The 18,279-nt window shown below is 68.5% G+C and carries 16 protein-coding genes; 5 read left to right on the top strand and 11 right to left on the bottom strand.

Translation table 11 applies throughout. The features are described from left to right. Window positions 1–116: 116 nt before the first annotated feature. Window positions 117–923: a DUF1206 domain-containing protein gene (locus ABIC21_RS04185; RefSeq protein WP_354349155.1), complete on the top strand. Its 807-nt coding sequence runs from the start codon at window positions 117–119 to the stop codon at window positions 921–923. Between the two features lie 10 nt (window positions 924–933). After that, entirely contained in the window at window positions 934–2,196 is a 1,263-nt protein-coding gene (nagA, locus tag ABIC21_RS04180; RefSeq protein ID WP_354349154.1) for an N-acetylglucosamine-6-phosphate deacetylase, read from the top strand. On the opposite strand, the gene ABIC21_RS04175 is transcribed toward nagA, so the two are convergent. From ABIC21_RS04175 to ABIC21_RS04165, 3 genes are read right to left on the bottom strand one after another with little or no spacing between them, the layout of a single operon-like run. Next, window positions 2,186–4,033: a hypothetical protein gene (locus ABIC21_RS04175; protein WP_354349153.1), complete on the bottom strand. Its 1,848-nt coding sequence runs from the start codon at window positions 4,031–4,033 to the stop codon at window positions 2,186–2,188. The genes nagA and ABIC21_RS04175 overlap by 11 nt on opposite strands. Window positions 4,034–4,081: 48 nt before the next feature. Next, complete coding sequence (locus tag ABIC21_RS04170) at window positions 4,082–4,813, bottom strand: anti-sigma factor family protein (protein ID WP_354349152.1); 732 nt, start codon at window positions 4,811–4,813, stop codon at window positions 4,082–4,084. Next, entirely contained in the window at window positions 4,810–5,310 is a 501-nt protein-coding gene (locus tag ABIC21_RS04165) for a sigma-70 family RNA polymerase sigma factor (RefSeq protein WP_354349151.1), read from the bottom strand. Before ABIC21_RS04165 ends, ABIC21_RS04170 begins: the two co-directional genes overlap by 4 nt. A gap of 188 nt (window positions 5,311–5,498) precedes the next feature. Here ABIC21_RS04165 and ABIC21_RS04160 point away from each other — a divergent pair, with 188 nt between their 5' ends. After that, window positions 5,499–6,032 (top strand): COG4315 family predicted lipoprotein, encoded by a 534-nt coding sequence (locus ABIC21_RS04160; RefSeq protein ID WP_354349150.1) that lies wholly within the window; start codon window positions 5,499–5,501, stop codon window positions 6,030–6,032. Between the two features lie 31 nt (window positions 6,033–6,063). Here ABIC21_RS04160 and ABIC21_RS04155 read toward each other — a convergent pair whose 3' ends face one another. After that, window positions 6,064–6,942 (bottom strand): DMP19 family protein, encoded by an 879-nt coding sequence (locus tag ABIC21_RS04155; RefSeq protein ID WP_354349149.1) that lies wholly within the window; start codon window positions 6,940–6,942, stop codon window positions 6,064–6,066. A gap of 226 nt (window positions 6,943–7,168) precedes the next feature. Between ABIC21_RS04155 and ABIC21_RS04150 the strand changes: the two genes are divergently transcribed. Continuing rightward, a complete protein-coding gene (locus tag ABIC21_RS04150; RefSeq protein WP_354349148.1) occupies window positions 7,169–10,708 on the top strand; it encodes a DEAD/DEAH box helicase in 3,540 nt (1,179 codons plus the stop codon). A gap of 92 nt (window positions 10,709–10,800) precedes the next feature. On the opposite strand, the gene ABIC21_RS04145 is transcribed toward ABIC21_RS04150, so the two are convergent. From ABIC21_RS04145 to ABIC21_RS04115, 7 genes are all read right to left on the bottom strand, one after another. Further along, window positions 10,801–11,199, bottom strand: a complete 399-nt coding sequence (locus tag ABIC21_RS04145; RefSeq protein ID WP_354349147.1) for a hypothetical protein — start codon at window positions 11,197–11,199, stop codon at window positions 10,801–10,803. Window positions 11,200–11,469: 270 nt separating this feature from the next. Beyond that, complete coding sequence (locus ABIC21_RS04140) at window positions 11,470–11,892, bottom strand: heat shock protein transcriptional repressor HspR (protein ID WP_354349146.1); 423 nt, start codon at window positions 11,890–11,892, stop codon at window positions 11,470–11,472. 15 nt (window positions 11,893–11,907) lie between these two features. Then, window positions 11,908–12,897, bottom strand: a complete 990-nt coding sequence (locus ABIC21_RS04135; RefSeq protein ID WP_354349145.1) for a DnaJ C-terminal domain-containing protein — start codon at window positions 12,895–12,897, stop codon at window positions 11,908–11,910. A 171-nt stretch (window positions 12,898–13,068) separates the two neighbouring features. Beyond that, complete coding sequence (locus ABIC21_RS04130; protein WP_354349144.1) at window positions 13,069–13,743, bottom strand: nucleotide exchange factor GrpE; 675 nt, start codon at window positions 13,741–13,743, stop codon at window positions 13,069–13,071. Between the two features lie 2 nt (window positions 13,744–13,745). After that, on the bottom strand, window positions 13,746–15,608 hold the full coding sequence (gene dnaK / locus ABIC21_RS04125; protein WP_354349143.1) for a molecular chaperone DnaK: 1,863 nt from the start codon (window positions 15,606–15,608) through the stop codon (window positions 13,746–13,748). 274 nt (window positions 15,609–15,882) lie between these two features. Then, the gene (locus ABIC21_RS04120) at window positions 15,883–16,248 is read right to left on the bottom strand and encodes a hypothetical protein (RefSeq protein WP_354349142.1); all 366 of its coding nucleotides are present in this window, start codon (window positions 16,246–16,248) and stop codon (window positions 15,883–15,885) included. 90 nt (window positions 16,249–16,338) lie between these two features. Next, window positions 16,339–17,100, bottom strand: coding sequence for a TetR/AcrR family transcriptional regulator (locus tag ABIC21_RS04115; protein WP_354349141.1), 762 nt, complete (start codon window positions 17,098–17,100; stop codon window positions 16,339–16,341). Window positions 17,101–17,276: 176 nt separating this feature from the next. Here ABIC21_RS04115 and ABIC21_RS04110 point away from each other — a divergent pair, with 176 nt between their 5' ends. Further along, window positions 17,277–18,239, top strand: a complete 963-nt coding sequence (locus tag ABIC21_RS04110) for an NAD-dependent epimerase/dehydratase family protein (RefSeq protein ID WP_354349140.1) — start codon at window positions 17,277–17,279, stop codon at window positions 18,237–18,239. Window positions 18,240–18,279 lie beyond the last annotated feature (40 nt).

Here is an 18,279-nt window from a genome sequence, read left to right as displayed (position 1 = left end):
GGTGCTGTTCCCGGCGGGTCTGGCGTGGCACGATTACGTCAGAGGCATAAACCGGGCTGAACTGCGGTCCGGCAGAACCACCCGAGTCAGTTGAAGGATCGATCATCAAAAGAGAATTGAAGGACGCCGCGGACGCGGCGGAGGACATCACCAATTCGCGGACGCTGGAGATTGCGGCGCGGGCCGGGTTTGCCGTCAGCGGTGTCCTGCATCTGCTGATCGGGCTGGTCGCGATCCGGCTTGCCATGGGCGGCGAGGGTGAGGCCGACGTCAGCGGAGCCGTGGAGCAACTCGCCCAGCAGCCGGCCGGGCCACTGCTGCTGTGGAGTTCCTTCGCGGCATGCGTGGCCCTCGCCATCTGGCAGGCCAGTGACGCCATCTTCGATTTTGAGCACCTTCCGGCCAAGAAAAAGGCTGCGAAGAAGGCCAAGGCCGTTCTCCAGGCTGTGGTCTACGCCGGGCTCGCCGTGACCCTGGCATCCTTCGCCATCGGCGCGGGCAAGGACCACAGCAGCTCAAGCAGCGACCTCACCATCGCTGTGATGAAAGCCCCCGGCGGTTATCTGCTCCTGCTGGCCGTCGGCGCGGGGATCGCCATCGCCGGCATCGTCTATGCCATCCGCGGCTTCCGGCAGTCCTTCGCCAAGCACCTCCGGCTCCCCGCTTCGGCGAAAGCCAGGACGGCGGTGATCGTCCTCGGCGTCGTCGGCTACACCGCCAAGGGCATCGCCCTGCTGCTGGCCGGCCTGCTGATCATCATCGCCACCGTCAAAGTGCACCCCGAGGAGTCGACCGGGCTCGACGGCGGGCTGAAGGGCCTGCGCGACCAGCCCTTCGGGATGTACATGCTGGCCGCTGTGGGCATTGGCCTGATCTGTTACGGCATCTTCATGATGGTGCGGGCAAAACTCGCCAAGATGTAGTCGCCCGGCCATGCCCAGTCCGGAACTCCGCGCAGCCGCCCCGGGGTCCGCATACGTCCTGTCCGGGACGCTGATCTCGGACGGGCGGGCCACTGCTGATGCTGTCGTCGCGGTGACCGGCGGCCGGATCGCCTACGCCGGGTCCGGACGCGGCTTCCGCACCGCTGGCTTCCGGGGCGCACGGGAGCTCACCCTTCCGCCGGGCAGCTCGATACTCCCCGGACTTATCGACCTGCACTGCCATGGCGCTGCGGGCGGCAGCTTCCCCACCGGCGACGGCCGTGCGTGCCGCGACGCCGCCGGATTCCTGCACCGCAACGGCACAACGACGCTGTTGGCCAGCCTTGTCACGACCCCAGAGGAAGAACTCCTCCGGGGAATCGCGGTGTTGAGGCCACTGGCGCACGAGGGGCTCATCGCGGGCATCCACTCCGAGGGCCCGTTCCTCTCCCCGGCCCGCTGCGGGGCGCAGGACCCGGAGTGGCTCCGGACCCCGGACCTTGAGCTGCTCCGCCGGCTGCTGGATGCGGCCGGCGGCACGCTCAAGACCATGACGTATGCCCCCGAACTCCCCGGGGCCGGCCGGCTGGTCAGCATGCTCGCCGGGAACGGTGTCACGCCGTCACTGGGCCATACCGAGGCCGACGCCCGCACCACCGCAGACTCCCTGACCGCGGCGGCCGAATCCCTGCGGTCCAGCGGGACTGCAGGGCCCGGAGCAGACCGCCGGCCCACGGTGACGCACCTGTTCAACGGGATGCCGCCGCTCCACCACCGGAATCCCGGACCGGCGGCGGCATGCCTGCGCCTGGCGGCTGCCGGCACCGTCGCCGTGGAACTCATTGGCGACGGCGTCCATCTGGACCCCGAGACGGTGCGGATGGTTTTCGAGCTGGCCGGCGCCGACAACGTCGTCCTCGTCACCGATTCCATGGCGGCGACCGGCCTGCCCGACGGCGACTACGAGCTGGGCCCCTCCGCCGTGGCGGTGCGCGGCGGCGTGGCGGCACTGAAGAGCAACGGGGCCCTCGCCGGCGGCACGGCCACCCTGCTCGATGTGGTCCGGAAGACCATCGCGGCCGGGGTGGCGCCCGAAGACGCGGTGAGGGCAGCGACCCTGGTTCCGGCGAGGATTTTGGGCCTTGACGACCAGATCGGCAGCCTGAAGCCAGGCATGCGCGCCGACATCGTGGCGGTCGACGGTGACTTCGGGCTGGCTGCGGTCCTGCGCGGCGGCCAGCCCTTGCCCCACCCCGCCGGGATCAGGGCTTGAAGTCGTCGTGGACCACGACGCGCGAGAGCTCAATCGAGCCGTCCGGCAGACGCCAGAAGTGCAGCCGCCGGGCCGAGGCCACATTCTGCTCGATCGACGCGCGGTAGCACTTTGCCCCGTCCTCGCGGACCAGCTGGGCCGTGTCTCCGCCCGCATTGGCCCGCAGCGCGTGGACTTCACGCGCCGCGTTCCGCTCCGCTGCCCCGGTCAGGACCTCCACCATGGCCTTCAGCGCTTTTGCCACGACTCCGGGCTCGGTGAATCCGTAGAGGGACGCCGCAAACTCCGGTCCGGCCGTCCAGTCCGAGGGCAGCGGCTGCCGTGCCTTATCTGACGCCGGAACGTTCTTGGCCCACGCGAGGTAAACATCGTGCCGCAGGCGCTCTCCGGCAGTCGCGAACAGCGCATCCGAACCGGCAGCCAGGGCTCGTTTGAGCGCGGGCTGCGTCCGGCGCTTGTAGGCCCTGAGGTCCAGGAGTTCGTCATTCCGCCGGGCGAGCCGGACCTCCGCGTCCGCCAGCGCCGCCCGGGCATCCTCCGCGAGCTGTTGTTCCGCCCCAAGTTCCCGACGAAGGGCATCCTGCTCCTGTTGAAGGCTGACCAGTCCGGCCCCGGCCTGGCTGGCGGCGGCAACGAGTTCCTGCAGGGCCGAGACCTTCCTCCGCTCGGCTTCGAGCTGGAGCTGCGCGGTCATCAGCGCAGCGGACGGTTTCGGAGCGGGCCCGGCCGCCGCGGAACCGCTGCCCTGTTCCGCGGCCCCGGCTCCCCCCGCCCGGGGGACGCCGGGAGCCCCGGCAGGGTACGTCCGGCCCGAGGCGGGCTGCTCGGTGAGGTGCCGCCCGGACCGCAGCCAGGGGGTGCCGCCGGCCAGCAGCGCCGGCGCGGCCACGACGTCGGCGTCATCGTCGACGTCGAGCAGGGACAGCACCACCGCCCCGTGTTCCCGCAGGAACCGCGCCACCACCACCTCGCCTTCCGTCACCAGGCTGTCGGCAGCGTCGAGGGGGTTGGAGGAGATCCGGGCCTGGTCAACGGTCCAGCTGGAGCCAGGGTAGAGGGTGAGCTTCGCATTCCTGGCGCTGACCTGTTCGGCCAGGGCGAGGACCAGGTCGCCGGGCCGGTAGAGCTCGGCGAGACGGGGCGCAGTCTTCAGCCCGTTGATGTCGAGCGTCCCGTCCTCATCGTTGAGATCGCCCTCGACGGACTGGCCAAGATCCAGCATCCAGTCGAGACGGACCGGCGGGACCACGTGCTCGCGCTGGATGGTGCAGCAGCTGCCGTCGCCCAGTTCGACGATGGCCCGGGAACCCGCGCTGGCGAAGGCCTTGACGGTGCCCCGGACGCGCCGGGGCAGTGTGCGGACCGGCGCAGCCTTCGGCGGGACCACGGTGATCAGGCCCAGCACATCCTCGATGATGTCCCCGGCCGCGCGGACAGCCGACTGGCGGTCCCGGGCCATCCGCAGCGGGCTGCGGTGCACGTCCTTCATCCAGCGAAGATCCTCCGCGTAGACCCGTGCCGCGTTGCCGAACACGTGGGCCCCGGACGGGAGACCGTCGCCGAAGGCATAACTCTCCGGTCCGTTCTCCAGCCAGAAAACGTCCGCCAGATCACCAATTTCCCGGGCGATATGTTCCACGTCGATCCGGCTCTCCCGCTGCTCCGGATGCCAGGAAATCACCGCCGCCGGCTTCGTCCGCCCGGCCGCCGCCAGGCGCAGCGCCAGATCTTTCCCGGAGGTGACAACCACAAAAGACTGTTCCATAACGAATCCCCAATCGCCGGTGCGGACGTGCGTGCCGCAGGTGGTGGGGAAACCGTCGGATCCCCCAAGCATGAGTAGAGCAGAGGGGTCCGACAGTTAGTGCGGGCCGTGTCGTCGCTGCTATCCCCGCGGGACGGCGATGACCGCCATCGTCTGTTGCTGCCCGTTCCGCATCTCGACGCTGGCGATGTTGGTGAGCTGAAGGGGCGTGGCTCCGGTGATCCTGACCCTGCCGCTGGGCGTTGCCGTCCACGCGCAGGCGCGGTCTTCGACGCCGTCGCTGTCCTTCACCCAGAGCGAGAAGGTGCCGTCCACCGGCAGGCTCCGGCCCTCGACTGCGAGCTCGGTTCCCCAGGTTTTCTTCACCATGCCTACGGTGATCTGCAGTCCGTCACTGGCCTGGACGGAATAGCTGGCGTCCGGTTTGGGCGGCTGGTCGAACAGCGGTGCGGCCAGGATCCCGAGGGCTAGGCATGCCGCGGCCGCCGCTGCGAGCGCCGCGGTCCAGCGGCGTCGGGTCTTCCGGCGGCGCGTGGACAGTTCGTCGAGCATCCGCCGCGGCACGGCGGCCGGCGCGGAAACCGACGTCGACGGTTCCCGCCCCCCAGCGGCAGGAACAGCGGAGGCAGGAAGAGCGGAGGCAGGAGCAGAGGCAGGAACAGCGGCGGCGAGGGCGACGGCGTCGGGGACCGGGAGGGCGTCCAGCAGCGCGGGGAGGCTGGCCAGATCGTCCAGCTCCTGCCGGCAGTCAGTACAGCTGCCCAGATGCTCCTCAAAGGCCGCGGCCTCGTCAGGCTCCAGGCCGCCCAGCAGGTAGGCGCCGAGCAGCTGGTGCAGCTCCGTGCCGCTCACCGTTCCACCCCCATCTCATCAAGGATCGCGCGGAGGGCCCGCACAGCGTAAAACGCCCGGGACTTCACCGTTCCGCTCGGGATATTCAAGCTGACCGATGCCTCCTGGACGGTGTAGCGGCGGTAATGGAGGGCCACGAGAACCTCCCGGTGCTCTGCGCTGAGCCGCAACAGCGCCTCTTCCATCAGCACCCGGTTGAGGAGTTCATTCACGCGTTCCGCGCCGTCTGCCGGGTCCGCCAGCTCCCTGTCCGACGTCTCACGGGGCCGGCGCTGGGCCTTGCGGTAGTTGTCGATCATGATGTTGCGGGCCGTCCTGAACAGGTAGCTGCGCAGGCTCCCGGTGATGTGGGGGGCCTGCTGCCAGACCCGCAGGATGGTCTCCTGCACCACGTCATCCGCCAGTTGCGGATCCCGGCACGCGCTGAGCACGAAACGCCGGAGGGCCGGCCCGTGGTCGCGGTAAATCGCCGCCACCACGTCTTCGTCCAGCGACATGACCGTCCTCCCTGGCCCTCGGGTTTCTGCCCTGCTGCCCCTTATGACGCGCTGACCGCCGGAACGGTTCACCCGCGCGTCTTCCGGGGCGCCGCCCAAAGCCTGCTGTGAACCATTCTTCCCCCGGGGCCGTCGTAACGGTTAGCGCCGGCCTGGCCAGTTGGCCGGTTCGAGTCAAGGAGCAGCAGATGAAAAAGCACCTCAGCATCGGCCTGTCCACTTTCGCCCTCGCCGCGCTTCTTTCCGGCTGTGCCGGCGGGACGGGCACGTCGCCGACGTCGGCGGCCGCCACGACGCCGCCCGGCAGCGCCGCGGCGACTTCGGCTCCGGCGTCGACCTCAGCACCCGCCGCGGCCGCCCCGGACCTCAAGGTCGCGGATTCCAGCGCCGGCAGGATTGTGGTCGACGGCAAGGGCATGAGCGTCTATTACTACACAAAGGACGTCAAGGACTCCGGGACCAGCACCTGCACCGGCAGCTGCCTCGACGCGTGGCCCCCGGTCCTCGCCGCGGCCGACACCCCGGCCGTCGACGGCGTCACCGGCACCGTGGGCACCATCGCCACCCCGGATGGCAAGCAGCAACTCACCATCAACGGGATGCCCGTGTACTACTACGCCAAGGATCTGGCTGCGGGGGACATTCTGGGCCAGGGCGTCGGCGGCGTCTGGTACCTCGTCGCCCCGTCCGGTGAAATGATCACCGGAGCCGCCGGGTACTAGCGAAGGCAGCCCCGGCGGCCGGCGGGCCGGCTCAGTCGTCCTCGACCTCGAACTCGACGGCGGCCAGGATCTCCTTGGTTTCCGGGTGGACCATGACCGCTTCCTGGTCGTCGTCCAGCATGAGGAACTCGCCCTGGTCCGTGGTGAAATGCCACGCCAGGGTGGTCTGGCCGTCGTGGTCGTAGTTCGGGTCGCCCATGGTGATCTTCAGGAGCGTGTGGCCGGCCACGTCGCAGAGCTCGCGGATGATCATTTCGAATTCCGGGGTGTCCTGCACGTCATCCTCGGCGGCCTCGGCCTGGCGCTCCGCCAGGTTCGGGATCCGGGACACCCGCTCGGCGATGTGGCGGTCGAGTTCCCCCTCGTCCAGGACCAGGAGGTCCGGCTGGCCCCGGAGCCAGGCGGCGTTGAGCGCCACGATGTCTTCGGTTTCCAGGAGCGTTTCGAACTCGCCGTCGAGCTCCTCCAGGTGCCGGACCGCGTCCGGGACCACCGTGCCGCCCTCCAGATCCGAATCCAGATCCGCGTCCCGGTCAAGGTACGCGTCGGCGTCCTCCTCGGAGAGGGCGTCGAAGGCGGCCACGGTGCGGTTGAAGAGGTCCAGGTGCGCGCTGGCCCCCATGTCTTCCAGCCCGGCCCGCACGTACGCGTCGATGTCCTCGCGGTCGGGCGCGGTAAACACGTACTGGGCGAAACCGCCGCCCAGGCACTGCGTCAGGTAGAAGTCGACGTAGTAGCTGCGCAGTGCATTCGGCGAAATTTCCTCGATGTCGAGGAGCTCCGCGTACATGGCGTTGACCACCTCCACGTTGGCGTCGACGACCTCCGCGTCGCTGCCGTTGATGAGCTCCCGCGGCAGAACCGTCGCGTAGCCGGTGGCGGGAAGGGTGGTGGAAAGGCTGTTGCTCATGGAAAATCCTTACTGCTGAAGGCTGGTGCCGCTCCGAACCCTTTCAACGTACGTTGCACCTCCGGCGCTGCGGTTGAGCCGGAGCTGAACGTCCGGCGAAGTTTGGGTGTCCCGGGATAGGCGCGTCCCCGGCTGCGTTGTCCACAGGTCCGGGCACCCAGTACGGGGAGCCCGGCCAGGCTCGCTAAGATGGATCAGATGACCAACTGCTGAAAGTAGTGCGCACATGCCATCCCATCCGGACGATAGTGCGGCACTGGCAATACAGACTCCCGCGATCAACGACCGCTCCCTTGCGGCCGGACTCGCCTACGCCATGGGGAGCCGCGTTTCCGGTATTTCCTTCGACGCCGCCACCGGGCTCATGCTCGGCAAGGTGCGGGGCGGCGCCGATGTGCCGTATTCGACGACGGCGAAGCTGGTCCGGAAGGCGGGCGGCTGGAGCTGCACCGTGGGCGTCTGCAGCTGCCCGGTCCGGAAGGACTGCAAGCATGTGGCCGCCCTGCTGTTCTCCGCCGAGGACAACCCGGCGATCCGCGTCCAGCTGCTGGCCCCCGCCGACGTCAGCCGGCTGTCCCGGCAGGCCCCGGTCCTCGAGCTCCCGGACTGGGAACAGGCCCTCAGCCCGCTGATCGCCCAGCCGGGGATCACGCAGTCCACCAGTGGCGTCCCGCTGGCGCTTCAGTTCGAGATTGAAGAACCCGCCCCGCACTTCTCCTACACCGGGCGCCGCGATCCGCTGCGCAGCGTGCGCCAGCTGAAGGCCCGTCCCGTGATCATGGGCGCCAAGGGCAAATGGATCCGTGGCGATGTCTCCTGGAACACCCTGAGCTACCTGAGCTACCGGCGCGAATGCAACGAGGCCCACGTCGAGTGGATGCAGGAGTTCCTCGCCTCGCACACCGCCCAGGCGAACCGTCAGCACGCCGGAACCGGGCTGTGGCTGGGCCTGAACACCTATGCCGGCAAGAACCTGTGGAGCCTGCTGGCCCAGGCCGGGAAGATCGGCGTCGCCCTGGTCCACAGCCGCGGCGCGGAGCCCGTGCGGCTCGTGGAGCAGCCGGCCGCCGTCGGCCTCAACCTGACCCGGTTCGGCACCGCGCCGGTCCCCGACGACGGGAACGGCGCCGTCGTCCCCGCCGCCACGGCCGGGGATGACGGCGGGCTGTCGCTCGCCCCGAGCATCACCGTCGAGGGCGAAGTGGTCGATCCGGCAAGTGTGGGGACCATCGGGCGGCCGGCCCACGGGATCTTCCTGACCTCCGGGGCGGACGCACTGCCGGGAGTGGCGCCGACAGACTCCGTCATCACGCTCGCCCCGCTGGAGAGCGGGCTCAGCGAGGAGCTCCTGACCTTCGTGACGGCGGGGACCACGCTGCACATTCCGGCCCGCGACGAGAGCCGCTTCCTGACCGGCTTCTACCCCAAACTCAAGCAGAGCGCCCGGGTCACGGCCTCCGATGAGTCCGTGGTGCTGCCCCAACTGGCCGTTCCCACCCTGTCGCTGCTGGCGAATTACGGCGCCGACCACCGGGTCCGGCTGCACTGGGAATGGCACTACAAGTCCGGCACGCTCGTCACGTCGCAGCCGCTGTGGCGCCACCCCGGCGATCACGGCTACCGGGACGACCCTGCCGAGGCCCGCATCCTCGAAGCCGTCGGACAGCCCTGGGACGTGGTGTCGGCGCTGGGTGAGTCGGCCACGGGCGGCTGGGGAACTCCGCGGCTGGCAGCCTCGGCCGAACTCAGCGGCCTCGACACCCTGGCCTTCACCGAGGAACTGCTCCCTGCGCTCCGCGAGGTCCCCGGCGTCAGCGTGGACACGGCGGGCGAGATCGCCGACTACCGCGAGGCGGAGGAGGCCCCGGTGGTGTCCATCTCCACCAAGGCCACCGAGCAGCGGGACTGGTTCGACCTGGGCATCCAGATTTCCCTCGAAGGCCAGCCGGTGTCCTTCGCGGCCGTTTTCTCCGCCCTGGCGGCCGGGCAGACCAAGATGCTGCTGCCCAGCGGCGCCTACTTTTCCCTGGACCTGCCCGAACTGCACCAGCTGCGGGCCCTGATTGAAGAGGCGCGGGAACTGCAGGACAACAAGGACGCGCCGCTGCAGATCAGCCGTTTCCAGGCCGGGCTCTGGGACGAACTCGCGCAGCTGGGCATCGTGGACGAGCAGGCCGCGGCCTGGCGTGAGGCTGTCGGTGGGCTGCTGGAAGGCGGCGTGAAGGGCCTGCCGCTGCCCGCAACCCTCAACGCCGAGCTGCGCCCGTACCAGCTGGAGGGCTTCAACTGGCTCAGTTTCCTTTACCGGCACGGGCTCGGCGGGGTGCTGGCCGATGACATGGGCCTCGGCAAGACCGTGCAGGCGCTGGCGCTGATCTGCGCCGCCAAGGACGCTGCAAGCGGGACCACAGCAAACGGGATCACAGCAAACGGGATCACGGGAGCGTCCGACGGCGGTGCTGCCGCCGGCGCGCCTGCCGCCGCGGCGCCCGGCGGAGCGGCGCCCGGCGGAGCGGCGCCCGGCGTCGCGCCTTTCCTGGTCGTGGCCCCCACAAGTGTGGTGGGCAACTGGGAGGCCGAGACCGCGCGGTTCGCCCCCGGCCTCACGGTGCGCGCCATCGGCGAGACGTTTGCCAAGAGCGGCTCGAACCCTGTGGAGGCCATGGCGGGGGCGGACATCGTCATCACCTCTTACGCCCTGTTCCGGATCGACTATGAGGCCTATGCCTCCAAGGAATGGGCCGGCCTGGTCCTGGACGAGGCCCAGTTCGTCAAGAACCACCAGTCCAAGGCCTACCAGTGTGCCCGGAAACTTCCGGCGGTGTTCAAACTCGCCATCACGGGCACCCCGCTGGAGAACAACCTGATGGAGTTCTGGGCGCTCACCTCGATTGTTGCGCCTGGGCTCTTTTCCAGCCCGAAGCGGTTCGCCGAGTACTACCAGAAGCCGGTCGAAAAGAACGGTGACAAGGCCCAGCTGGACAAGCTGCGCCGCCGGGTCCGTCCGCTGATGATGCGCCGCACCAAGGAGCAGGTCATCCACGACCTGCCGCCGAAGCAGGAGCAGATCCTCGAGGTGGTGCTGAACCCGCGGCACCAGAAGGTCTACCAGACGCACCTGCAGCGGGAACGGCAGAAGATCCTGGGCCTGATCGACGACGTCAACAAGAACCGCTTCACCATCTTCCAGTCCCTCACCCTGCTGCGGCAGCTCAGCCTGGATCCTTCACTGATCGACCCCTCGCTCTCCGGGGTGCGGTCCAGCAAACTCGATGTGCTCTTCGAGCAGCTGGAGGACCTGGTGGCGGAGGGGCACCGCGCCCTGATTTTCAGCCAGTTCACCGGCTTCCTGGGCAAGGTCCGCGAGCGGCTCATCGAGGAGAACATCGAGTTCTGCTACCTCGACGGCAGCACCCGCAACCGCACCGACGTCGTCAATGAGTTCAAGAACGGCGCCGCCCCGGTGTTCCTGATCAGCCTCAAGGCTGGCGGCTTCGGGCTGAACCTGACGGAGGCGGACTACGTGTTCCTGCTGGACCCGTGGTGGAACCCGGCCTCCGAGGCGCAGGCCGTGGACCGCACGCACCGGATCGGGCAGGCCCGCAACGTCATGGTCTACCGGCTGGTCGCCAAGGACACCATCGAGGAAAAGGTCATGGCGCTCAAGGCCAGGAAGTCCCAGTTGTTCGCGGACGTCATGGAAGGCGACGCCCTCTCCGGCGGAGCGCTGACGGCCGAGGACCTGGCCGCGCTGTTCACCGACTGACGCGATTCAGCCGCCCCCTACAGCAATGCGGGGTCACGCAGCGCCGGTAAAACCCCTCAGGATGGGCGCGGAATGACCCCGCATTGCCGGAATCAGGCAGCGGCCGGCGCTGTCACGGACCGGGAGGCTGTCTGGTTCCGGAACCAGGTGGCCAGCTTCTTGCCCTTGCCCTTCCACCAGCTGTCCTCATCGCCGCCGTTCCGCCACCGGTAGATCACCATGACCATGATGAAGACCCCGGCGGCGACGTCGCGCCACGTCCCGCTGGCGGCATCGATCAGCACGCTGACGGCGCAGATCAGGATCGAGGGCCAGGCCAGTGTTGTGAAGACGGTGTTGGCCACGTAGCGGCGGTGGGACCGCGGCACCGAGAGGGCGCGGACCATGTCGAAGCAGACACAAATGACGACGACGGTCTGGCCCAGGGTCAGCAGGATGGAGCCCGTGAGCGATCCTGCGAACATGGTGAGGGCCTGCAGCCCGGAGTTCATGGCCTGCCCGCGATCAGTGCGGGTCCAGGTGCCGATTTTCCCGGCGAAGATGGATCAAACATGCGGTGCCCCCCGGCTGTCCTCGCTGTTTCGCCGGCTGTGATGCCAGGCGTTCCTGCACGACAATTCAAACGGCCGGGCGGCCCTGAAGTCACGCAAACCCTGTACCCGTCTTTCCGGACGGGTGCTACCCGGCCGCGCGGGCGAATACTTGCCCCGGGCCCGTCGACTACTTGGACGGCGCGGACCGGAGCATTCTCGCGGGCGGCGTCATTCGCCGTTCCGCGGCCGCCAGACGACGATGGCCTGGGACCGGGCCCGGGGTCGCTTGCCGCGGGCCAGGCTGACGACGTCGCCCGCGGCTCCGGCGGCGAAGATGCGGGACTCCAGGCCGCGGGGGCGGCGTTCGAGTTCTTCGTTCAGCTCGGCGACGCGCCGCTGCAGGGCTGCCACCTGGTTCTCCAGCTGGAGGATCCGTTTGATGCCTTCGAGGGAGACGCCCTCCTGCGAGAGCCGCTGCACCTCGCGGAGCATGGTGATGTCGCGCTGCGAGTAGCGGCGGGACTTGCCGGGGGCGCGGCTGGGCGAGACGATGCCCAGCCGGTCGTACTGCCGCAGCGTCTGGGGGTGCATGTCCGCCAGTTCCGCGGCGACGGAGATGACGAAGATCGGCTGCTCGTAGTCGATGGCCATGGCAGGCGTCCGCTTCTAGAGCCGGGCCTTGGCTGCCAGTTCGGCGCGGACGTCCTCGCCGGCGGTGGCCGCGGCAAAGGCCTGGACGGCCTCCTCGGCTTCCTTGTTCAGCTTCCGCGGGACGGCGACGTCGATGGTCACCAGCAGGTCCCCGGTGGCCTTGGCGTGCTTGACGCCGCGGCCCTTGACGCGGAGGGTGCGGCCGGACGGCGTGCCTGCAGGCACGCGGACCTTGACCTTGTCGCCGTCGATGGTCGGAACCTCGATGTCGGCGCCCAAGGCGGCCTCCGGGAAGGTGACCGGCACGTGGATGCGCAGGTTGTCGCCGTCGCGGACGTAGAAATCGTGCGGCTTCACCGAGACGGTGACCATGAGGTCCCCGTATCCGGCCGGACCGTATTGGCCCTTGCCGCGGACACGGACCTTCTGGCCGTCCTTGATGCCGGCCGGGACGCGCACGTCGATGACTTCGCCGTCCGGTTCACGCAGGCCGATGGTGGTGCCGCGGATGGATCCGGCGAAGGAAATGGAGGTCGACGCCGTCCGGTCCGCGCCTTTCTGCGGGGCCCGCTGGAACGACTGCCCGCCGCCGCCGAAGCCGCCGCCCGCTCCGCCGAAGAGATCGGCGAACTCCGGCGGAATGCCGCCGGAGGTGCTGTAGCCGCCGGAGTGGCGTCCGCCGCCGCCGGTGAACAGACCGCCAAAGAGGTCCTCGAAGCCGGCCCCGCCGCCGGCGCCGCCGCTACCTCCCGGGGCGAACCGGGCGCCGCCGCCCATCGCCCGGATGGCGTCATACTGCTGGCGCTCGTCGGCATCGGAGAGCACGGAGTAGGCCTCGGAGATGTCCTTGAACTTCTTCTCCGAAGCGACATTCCCCGCGTTGGTGTCCGGGTGGTGCTGCCGCGCGAGCTTCCGGTAGGCCTTCTTGATGTCGGCGTCGGAAGCGTCCTTGGCGACTCCAAGGATCTTGTAAAAGTCCTTGTCCACCCAGTCCTGGCTAGCCAATGGCGTTTCCTTTCAAAGTACAAAGAGTTAAGGCGAGAGAACCCCAAGAGCGGAGCGAGACAAGGGGCCCGGGAGTGGCATCGGGCCTACCGGAGCGTGACGGCTTGGTCCGCAGGACCAAAGCCGCCACGCGTAGGGGCGGGGCCCCTTGTCTCGCTTCGCGACAGGTTATTACGCCGGAACAGCCACGATGACCTGGGCTGCGCGGAGCACCCGGTCGCCGGACTTGTAGCCCGAGCGCAGGACCTGGCTGACGGTGTCGATTTCGACATCCGGTCCGGGCTGCTGGATGAGTGCCTCGTGGATCGTGGGGTCGAACTCCACACCGGTCTCATCGATGCGCACCAGGCCGTACGTCTTCAGCGCGTTCTCCAGCTTGGCGGCGATCGCCGCGAACGGCCCGTCCGAGAGGTCACCGTGCTGGCGGGCGGCGTCGACGTCGTCCAGGACCGGGAGCAGGGAGTTCAGGACGCCGATAACGGCCATCTCCCCTGCCACGGCACGGTCGCGTTCGACACGCTTGCGGTAGTTGACGTACTCGGCCTGCAGACGGCGCAGGTCATTCCTGAGCTCCTCCGCCTCCGCGCCGTCGGCACCCTGGGCCACGGACTCCGCGGCCGGCACCTCGACACTGTTGAGGATGTCCTCCGCCTGGGACAGGGCGTCCCCGGAGTCAGACTCCCCAGCGGCGGCGCGCTCCTGGTCCGGGTGGCGGGCCTGGCCGGTCTTCGGATCAACCTTGCGGTTGTCGTGGATGATCGGCTTCTGCGGCTCGTTCTCCCGCTGTTCAGCGTCGCGACGGCTCTCGGAAGAACCGTGCTCTTCTTCGTTACCGTGATGCGGCATGATTACTTCTTCTCGTCTTCGTCAACGATCTCGGCGTCGACGATGTCCTCGTCGGAGCCGGCTGCCTGCTCACCGGCGGGGTCACCCTGGGCGCCGGTGGCGCCGTCCGGGGAACCTGCCTGGGCGTAGATGGCCTCGCCGAGCTTGCTCTGGGAAGCCTGGAGCTTCTCGAACGCGGTCTTCACGGCGGCGTCATCGGTGCCTTCGAGCGCGGCCTTGAGGGCGTCGACGTCGGCCTTGACCTCGGTCTTGACCTCTTCCGGCAGCTTGTCGGCGTTGTCGGCGATCAGCTTGTCCACGGAGTAGGCGAGCTGCTCGGCGGTGTTGCGGGTGTCGGCTGCCTCGCGGCGGGCCTTGTCCTCTGCTGCGTGCTCTTCGGCGTCCTTGACCATGCGGTCGATGTCTTCCTTGGAGAGGCTGGAACCGCCCGTGATGGTCATGGACTGTTCCTTGCCGGTGCCCTTGTCCTTCGCCGAGACGTGCACGATGCCGTTGGCGTCGATGTCGAAGGTGACCTCGACCTGCGGGACGCCGCGGGGGGCCGGAGCGATCCCGGTCAGCTCGAAGGTGCCCAGCGGTTTGTTGTCGCGGGTGAACTCGCGCTCGCCCTGGAAGACCTGGATGGCCACGGACGGCTGGTTGTCATCGGCCGTGGTGAAGGTCTCGGAGCGCTTGGTCGGGATGGCCGTGTTGCGCTCGATCAGGTGCGTCATGATGCCGCCCTTGGTTTCGATGCCGAGGGAGAGCGGGGTGACGTCGATCAGGAGGACGTCCTTGCGCTCGCCCTTCAGGACACCGGCCTGCAGGGCTGCGCCGACGGCGACGACCTCATCCGGGTTCACGCCCTTGTTCGGCTCCTTGCCGCCGGCGAGTTCCTTGACCAGGTCGTAGACGGCCGGCATACGGGTGGAGCCGCCGACCAGCACGATGTGGTCGATCTGGGAAAGCTGGATGCCGGCTTCCTTGATGACGTCGTGGAACGGCTTCTTGGTGCGCTCGAGCAGGTCCTTGGTGAGGTCCTGGAACTTCGCGCGGGTCAGCTGCTCGTCCAGGTGTACCGGGCCGTCGGGGGTGACGGAGAGGTACTGGAGGGAGACGTTGGTGCTGGTCGAGGAGGAGAGTTCCTTCTTGGCCTGCTCCGCTGCCTCACGCAGACGCTGGAGGGCGATCTTGTCCTTGGACAGGTCGATGCCCTTGACCTTGAGCTGGTTCAGCAGGTAGTTGACCACGCGCTGGTCCCAGTCGTCGCCGCCGAGGCGGTTGTCGCCTGCGGTGGAGCGGACCTGGATGGTGGAGAAGTTGTCTTCGTCCTTGCCCACCTCGAGGAGGGAGACATCGAAGGTTCCGCCGCCAAGGTCGAAGACGAGGATGAGCTCGTCTTCCTTGCCCTTGTCCAGGCCGTAGGCCAGGGCGGCCGCGGTGGGCTCGTTGACGATGCGCAGGACCTTGAGGCCCGCGATTTCGCCGGCTTCCTTGGTGGCCTGGCGTTCGGCGTCGTTGAAGTAGGCCGGAACGGTGATCACGGCGTCCGTGACCTTTTCACCCAGGTAGGACTCGGCGTCGTTCTTGAGCTTCATGAGGATACGGGCGGAGATTTCCTGCGCCGTGTACTTCTTGTCGTCAATGGCGACGCTCCAGTCGGTGCCCATGTGGCGCTTGACGGAGGCAATAGTGCGGTCGATGTTGTTGACTGCCTGGCGCTTCGCGATCTCGCCAACCAGCACTTCACCGGACTTGGAGAATGCAACAACCGACGGCGTGGTGCGGCCACCCTCGGCGTTGGCAATGACGGTGGGCTCGCCACCTTCGAGAACAGAGACGACAGAGTTGGTTGTACCGAGGTCAATACCTACTGCACGTGACATGTGTTGCTTCCTTCTTTCCTTGGAAACTTACTGAGATGGCTACGGACCGCGGTGCTGCTAATGAGCTGGATCCAGCCGTTATTGAGTGATCTGCACTCAACTTTACTCAGGGCCGTTTCAAAGTCAATTCAAAGTTGAGCGCTGTACGCTCAACTTTGAATATGGCGGATGGCATGCAGGGCCACCGGACGGCCCGCTTCCGCGGAATTCCGGCTCTTTTGAGGCGGCGGCCGGGCTGGCCGCCGCCGATTTCGCTGAGCGCGAAGCCCTCCGCTTAGCGGTCCCGGCGGTCGGCCTCGCCCGCGGAGTCGTCCCGCGTGCGCGTCTTTTCGCCCGCATCGCCGGCGGTTCCGTAGTCGCCTTCGGGGTATTCGCCCTCCACAGCGGCGGGCGGCGTCGTGCCGGCACCTGCCGCGCCATAGTCGCCCTCGGGGTAGTCGCCCTCCTCCGCGCCGACGGCGGTGGCGCCACTGACGCCCGCCGCACCGTAGTCGCCGGTGGGGTATTCGCCTTCTGCGGCCTCGGGCGGGTTCTCCCCGGCCGTGCCGGCCTTGCCGTAGTCCCCCTCGACATACTGGCCCTCGGCGGCCTCGTCGTCGGATTCCGCTGCCGTTCGATCAAACTCGTTGTTTTCAGACATGGTTGGATCCTTCCTGGAAGCCTCGGCGCGCCCAGGCAGGCGCAGGGGCAGTCTATCGAGCACCCGCCGGGAGGCAACAGGGGCGGGCGGCTACTCCGCCGGCCCACCGTCCTGCGGGGCCGACGCGCTCAGACCCGCCAGACCCGCCAGCACGGCCAGATGGTGGGCGAACAGTTCATCCGGGGCGGCAAAGGTGTCGGCACCGTACTGGCCGAACACCTCAAAGCTGACGGCGCCGAACAGGGAGGTCCAGACCAGCGCGCCGCGCGCCAGCAAAATGTCGGGCACAGCCAGCCCCATGTCGCGGCGGATGCGCTCCAGGTCAGCGGCGAGCGGCGGCACGACGGCGGCCTGGCCGCCGGGCGCGACGAGTCTCCCGGCGCGGTAGGCGCCGTCGAGGAGCGACATCAGGGCATGGATGACCCGGGTGCCCGGGCCCGTGGTCCGCTCGGTCGGCGCCCGGTATCCGGGGACGGGACTGCCAAACAGGAGGCCGTAGCGGGCCGGCTCATGCAACGCCCAGCGCCGCACCGCGGAGCCCAGCGCGTTGAAGCGTCCGGCATGGTCGGCCTCGGGCAGGGCTGCCACGGCGGCGTCCACTTCGTCCCCCAGCTCGTTGTAGGCGTCAATAAGCAACAGCGTCAGCAGCTCCTCGCGGTTCTCCACATAGCGGTAGACCGCGGAGGAGACGACGCCGAGATCCCGGGCCACGGCGCGAAGGGACAGCGCGGCAGCCCCATGCAGCACGAGATGCTCCCGGCCGAGGCGCACAATATCGTTGATGGTCCGCTCCCGGGCGCGTTCCCGGGGTGTGGGCGGCTTTCCCGAGGGGGCACTGGCGGTCTGCGGCATGGTTCCAGCATTCCACAAACAAGAGCAGTGTCAACAAATGTGAGCAATGCTCTTGACTCCTGCCGGGACTGGCGGCATTCTGATTTCAGAGAGCACTGCTCTCAAACTAAGGCAGAGCCGGCAGGGCAGACCCGTGCCGGCAGCAGGCGATTGAACCCAGCGAAAGTGAGCACCCAATGTCCGAGTCCGAATCCCCCGAGGTCCAGTCCCCGGCACTGTACGTCGTCACTGGCGCCGGCCCGGTCGGCTGGACCGTCGCCGAACAGCTCGCCGCAGCGGGCCACCGGGTAAGGGTGCTCACCCGATCAGGCAGCGGGCCCGATCACCCGCTGATCGAGAAGCAGGCAGTGGACGTGTCCGACCCTGCACGGCTCGGCGGGCTGTTCCACGGCGCCACGGCCGTGTTCCACTGCATCCACGGCTCGCAGTACAGCGCGAAGGTCTGGGCGGCGGAACTGCCGGGGGCCGAGCAGGCCGTCCTGGCCGCGGCAGGCGAGGCCGGCGCCGTCGTCGTCTTCCCGGAGAGCCTGTATTCATACAGCGAGCCCGACCGGCCGATGACCGAAGAAGGTCCGCGCGAGGCGCGGGGCGGCAAACGCGGCGTCCGCACCGCGCTGCTGAAGGCCCGGGCGGCGTCCGCAACGGACACCGTGAGCGTGGCGGCGGGCGATTTCTTCGGCCCCAGGGTCCGGAATGCGCACGCCGGCGAGCGCATGGTGAAGCCGGTGGTGGCGGGCAAATCCCTGATGGTGATCGGCAATGCGGGGCTGCCGCATTCGTTCACGTATGTGCCGGATCTGGCCGCCGCCATGATCGTGGCCGCGAAGGACCGCACACTATGGAACACGGTCTGGCACGCGCCGACCGGCCCCGCACTGAGCCAGCGGGAGATCGCCGCGGCGTTCGCAGCCGCCGCCGGCGCCCGGGCACCGCGCGTGTCCGCCGTCCCGGGCTGGGCGCTGCGGACGATGGGCTTGTTCTCCCCCGGAACGCGGGAACTGGCCGAAACCCTGTACCAGTTCGAGAGTCCCTTCGTGATGGACTCGCGCGCCAGCGAGGCAGCCCTGGGGCTGCGGCCCACCCCGCTCAAGGAGGCAGCCGCCGCCACGGTTGCCTGGTGGGGGGACCAGGGCCAGTGACGGCGGCTGCGGTAGAGGGTTCCTGCGGGCAGCGTGCCGG

Origin of the sequence: Pseudarthrobacter sp. PvP090 (assembly GCF_040547365.1) — a bacterium.
GTDB lineage: Bacteria > Actinomycetota > Actinomycetes > Actinomycetales > Micrococcaceae > Arthrobacter.
The sequence above is the reverse complement of the archived record's forward strand: the minus strand, read 5'-3'. Positions and strand labels throughout refer to the sequence as shown.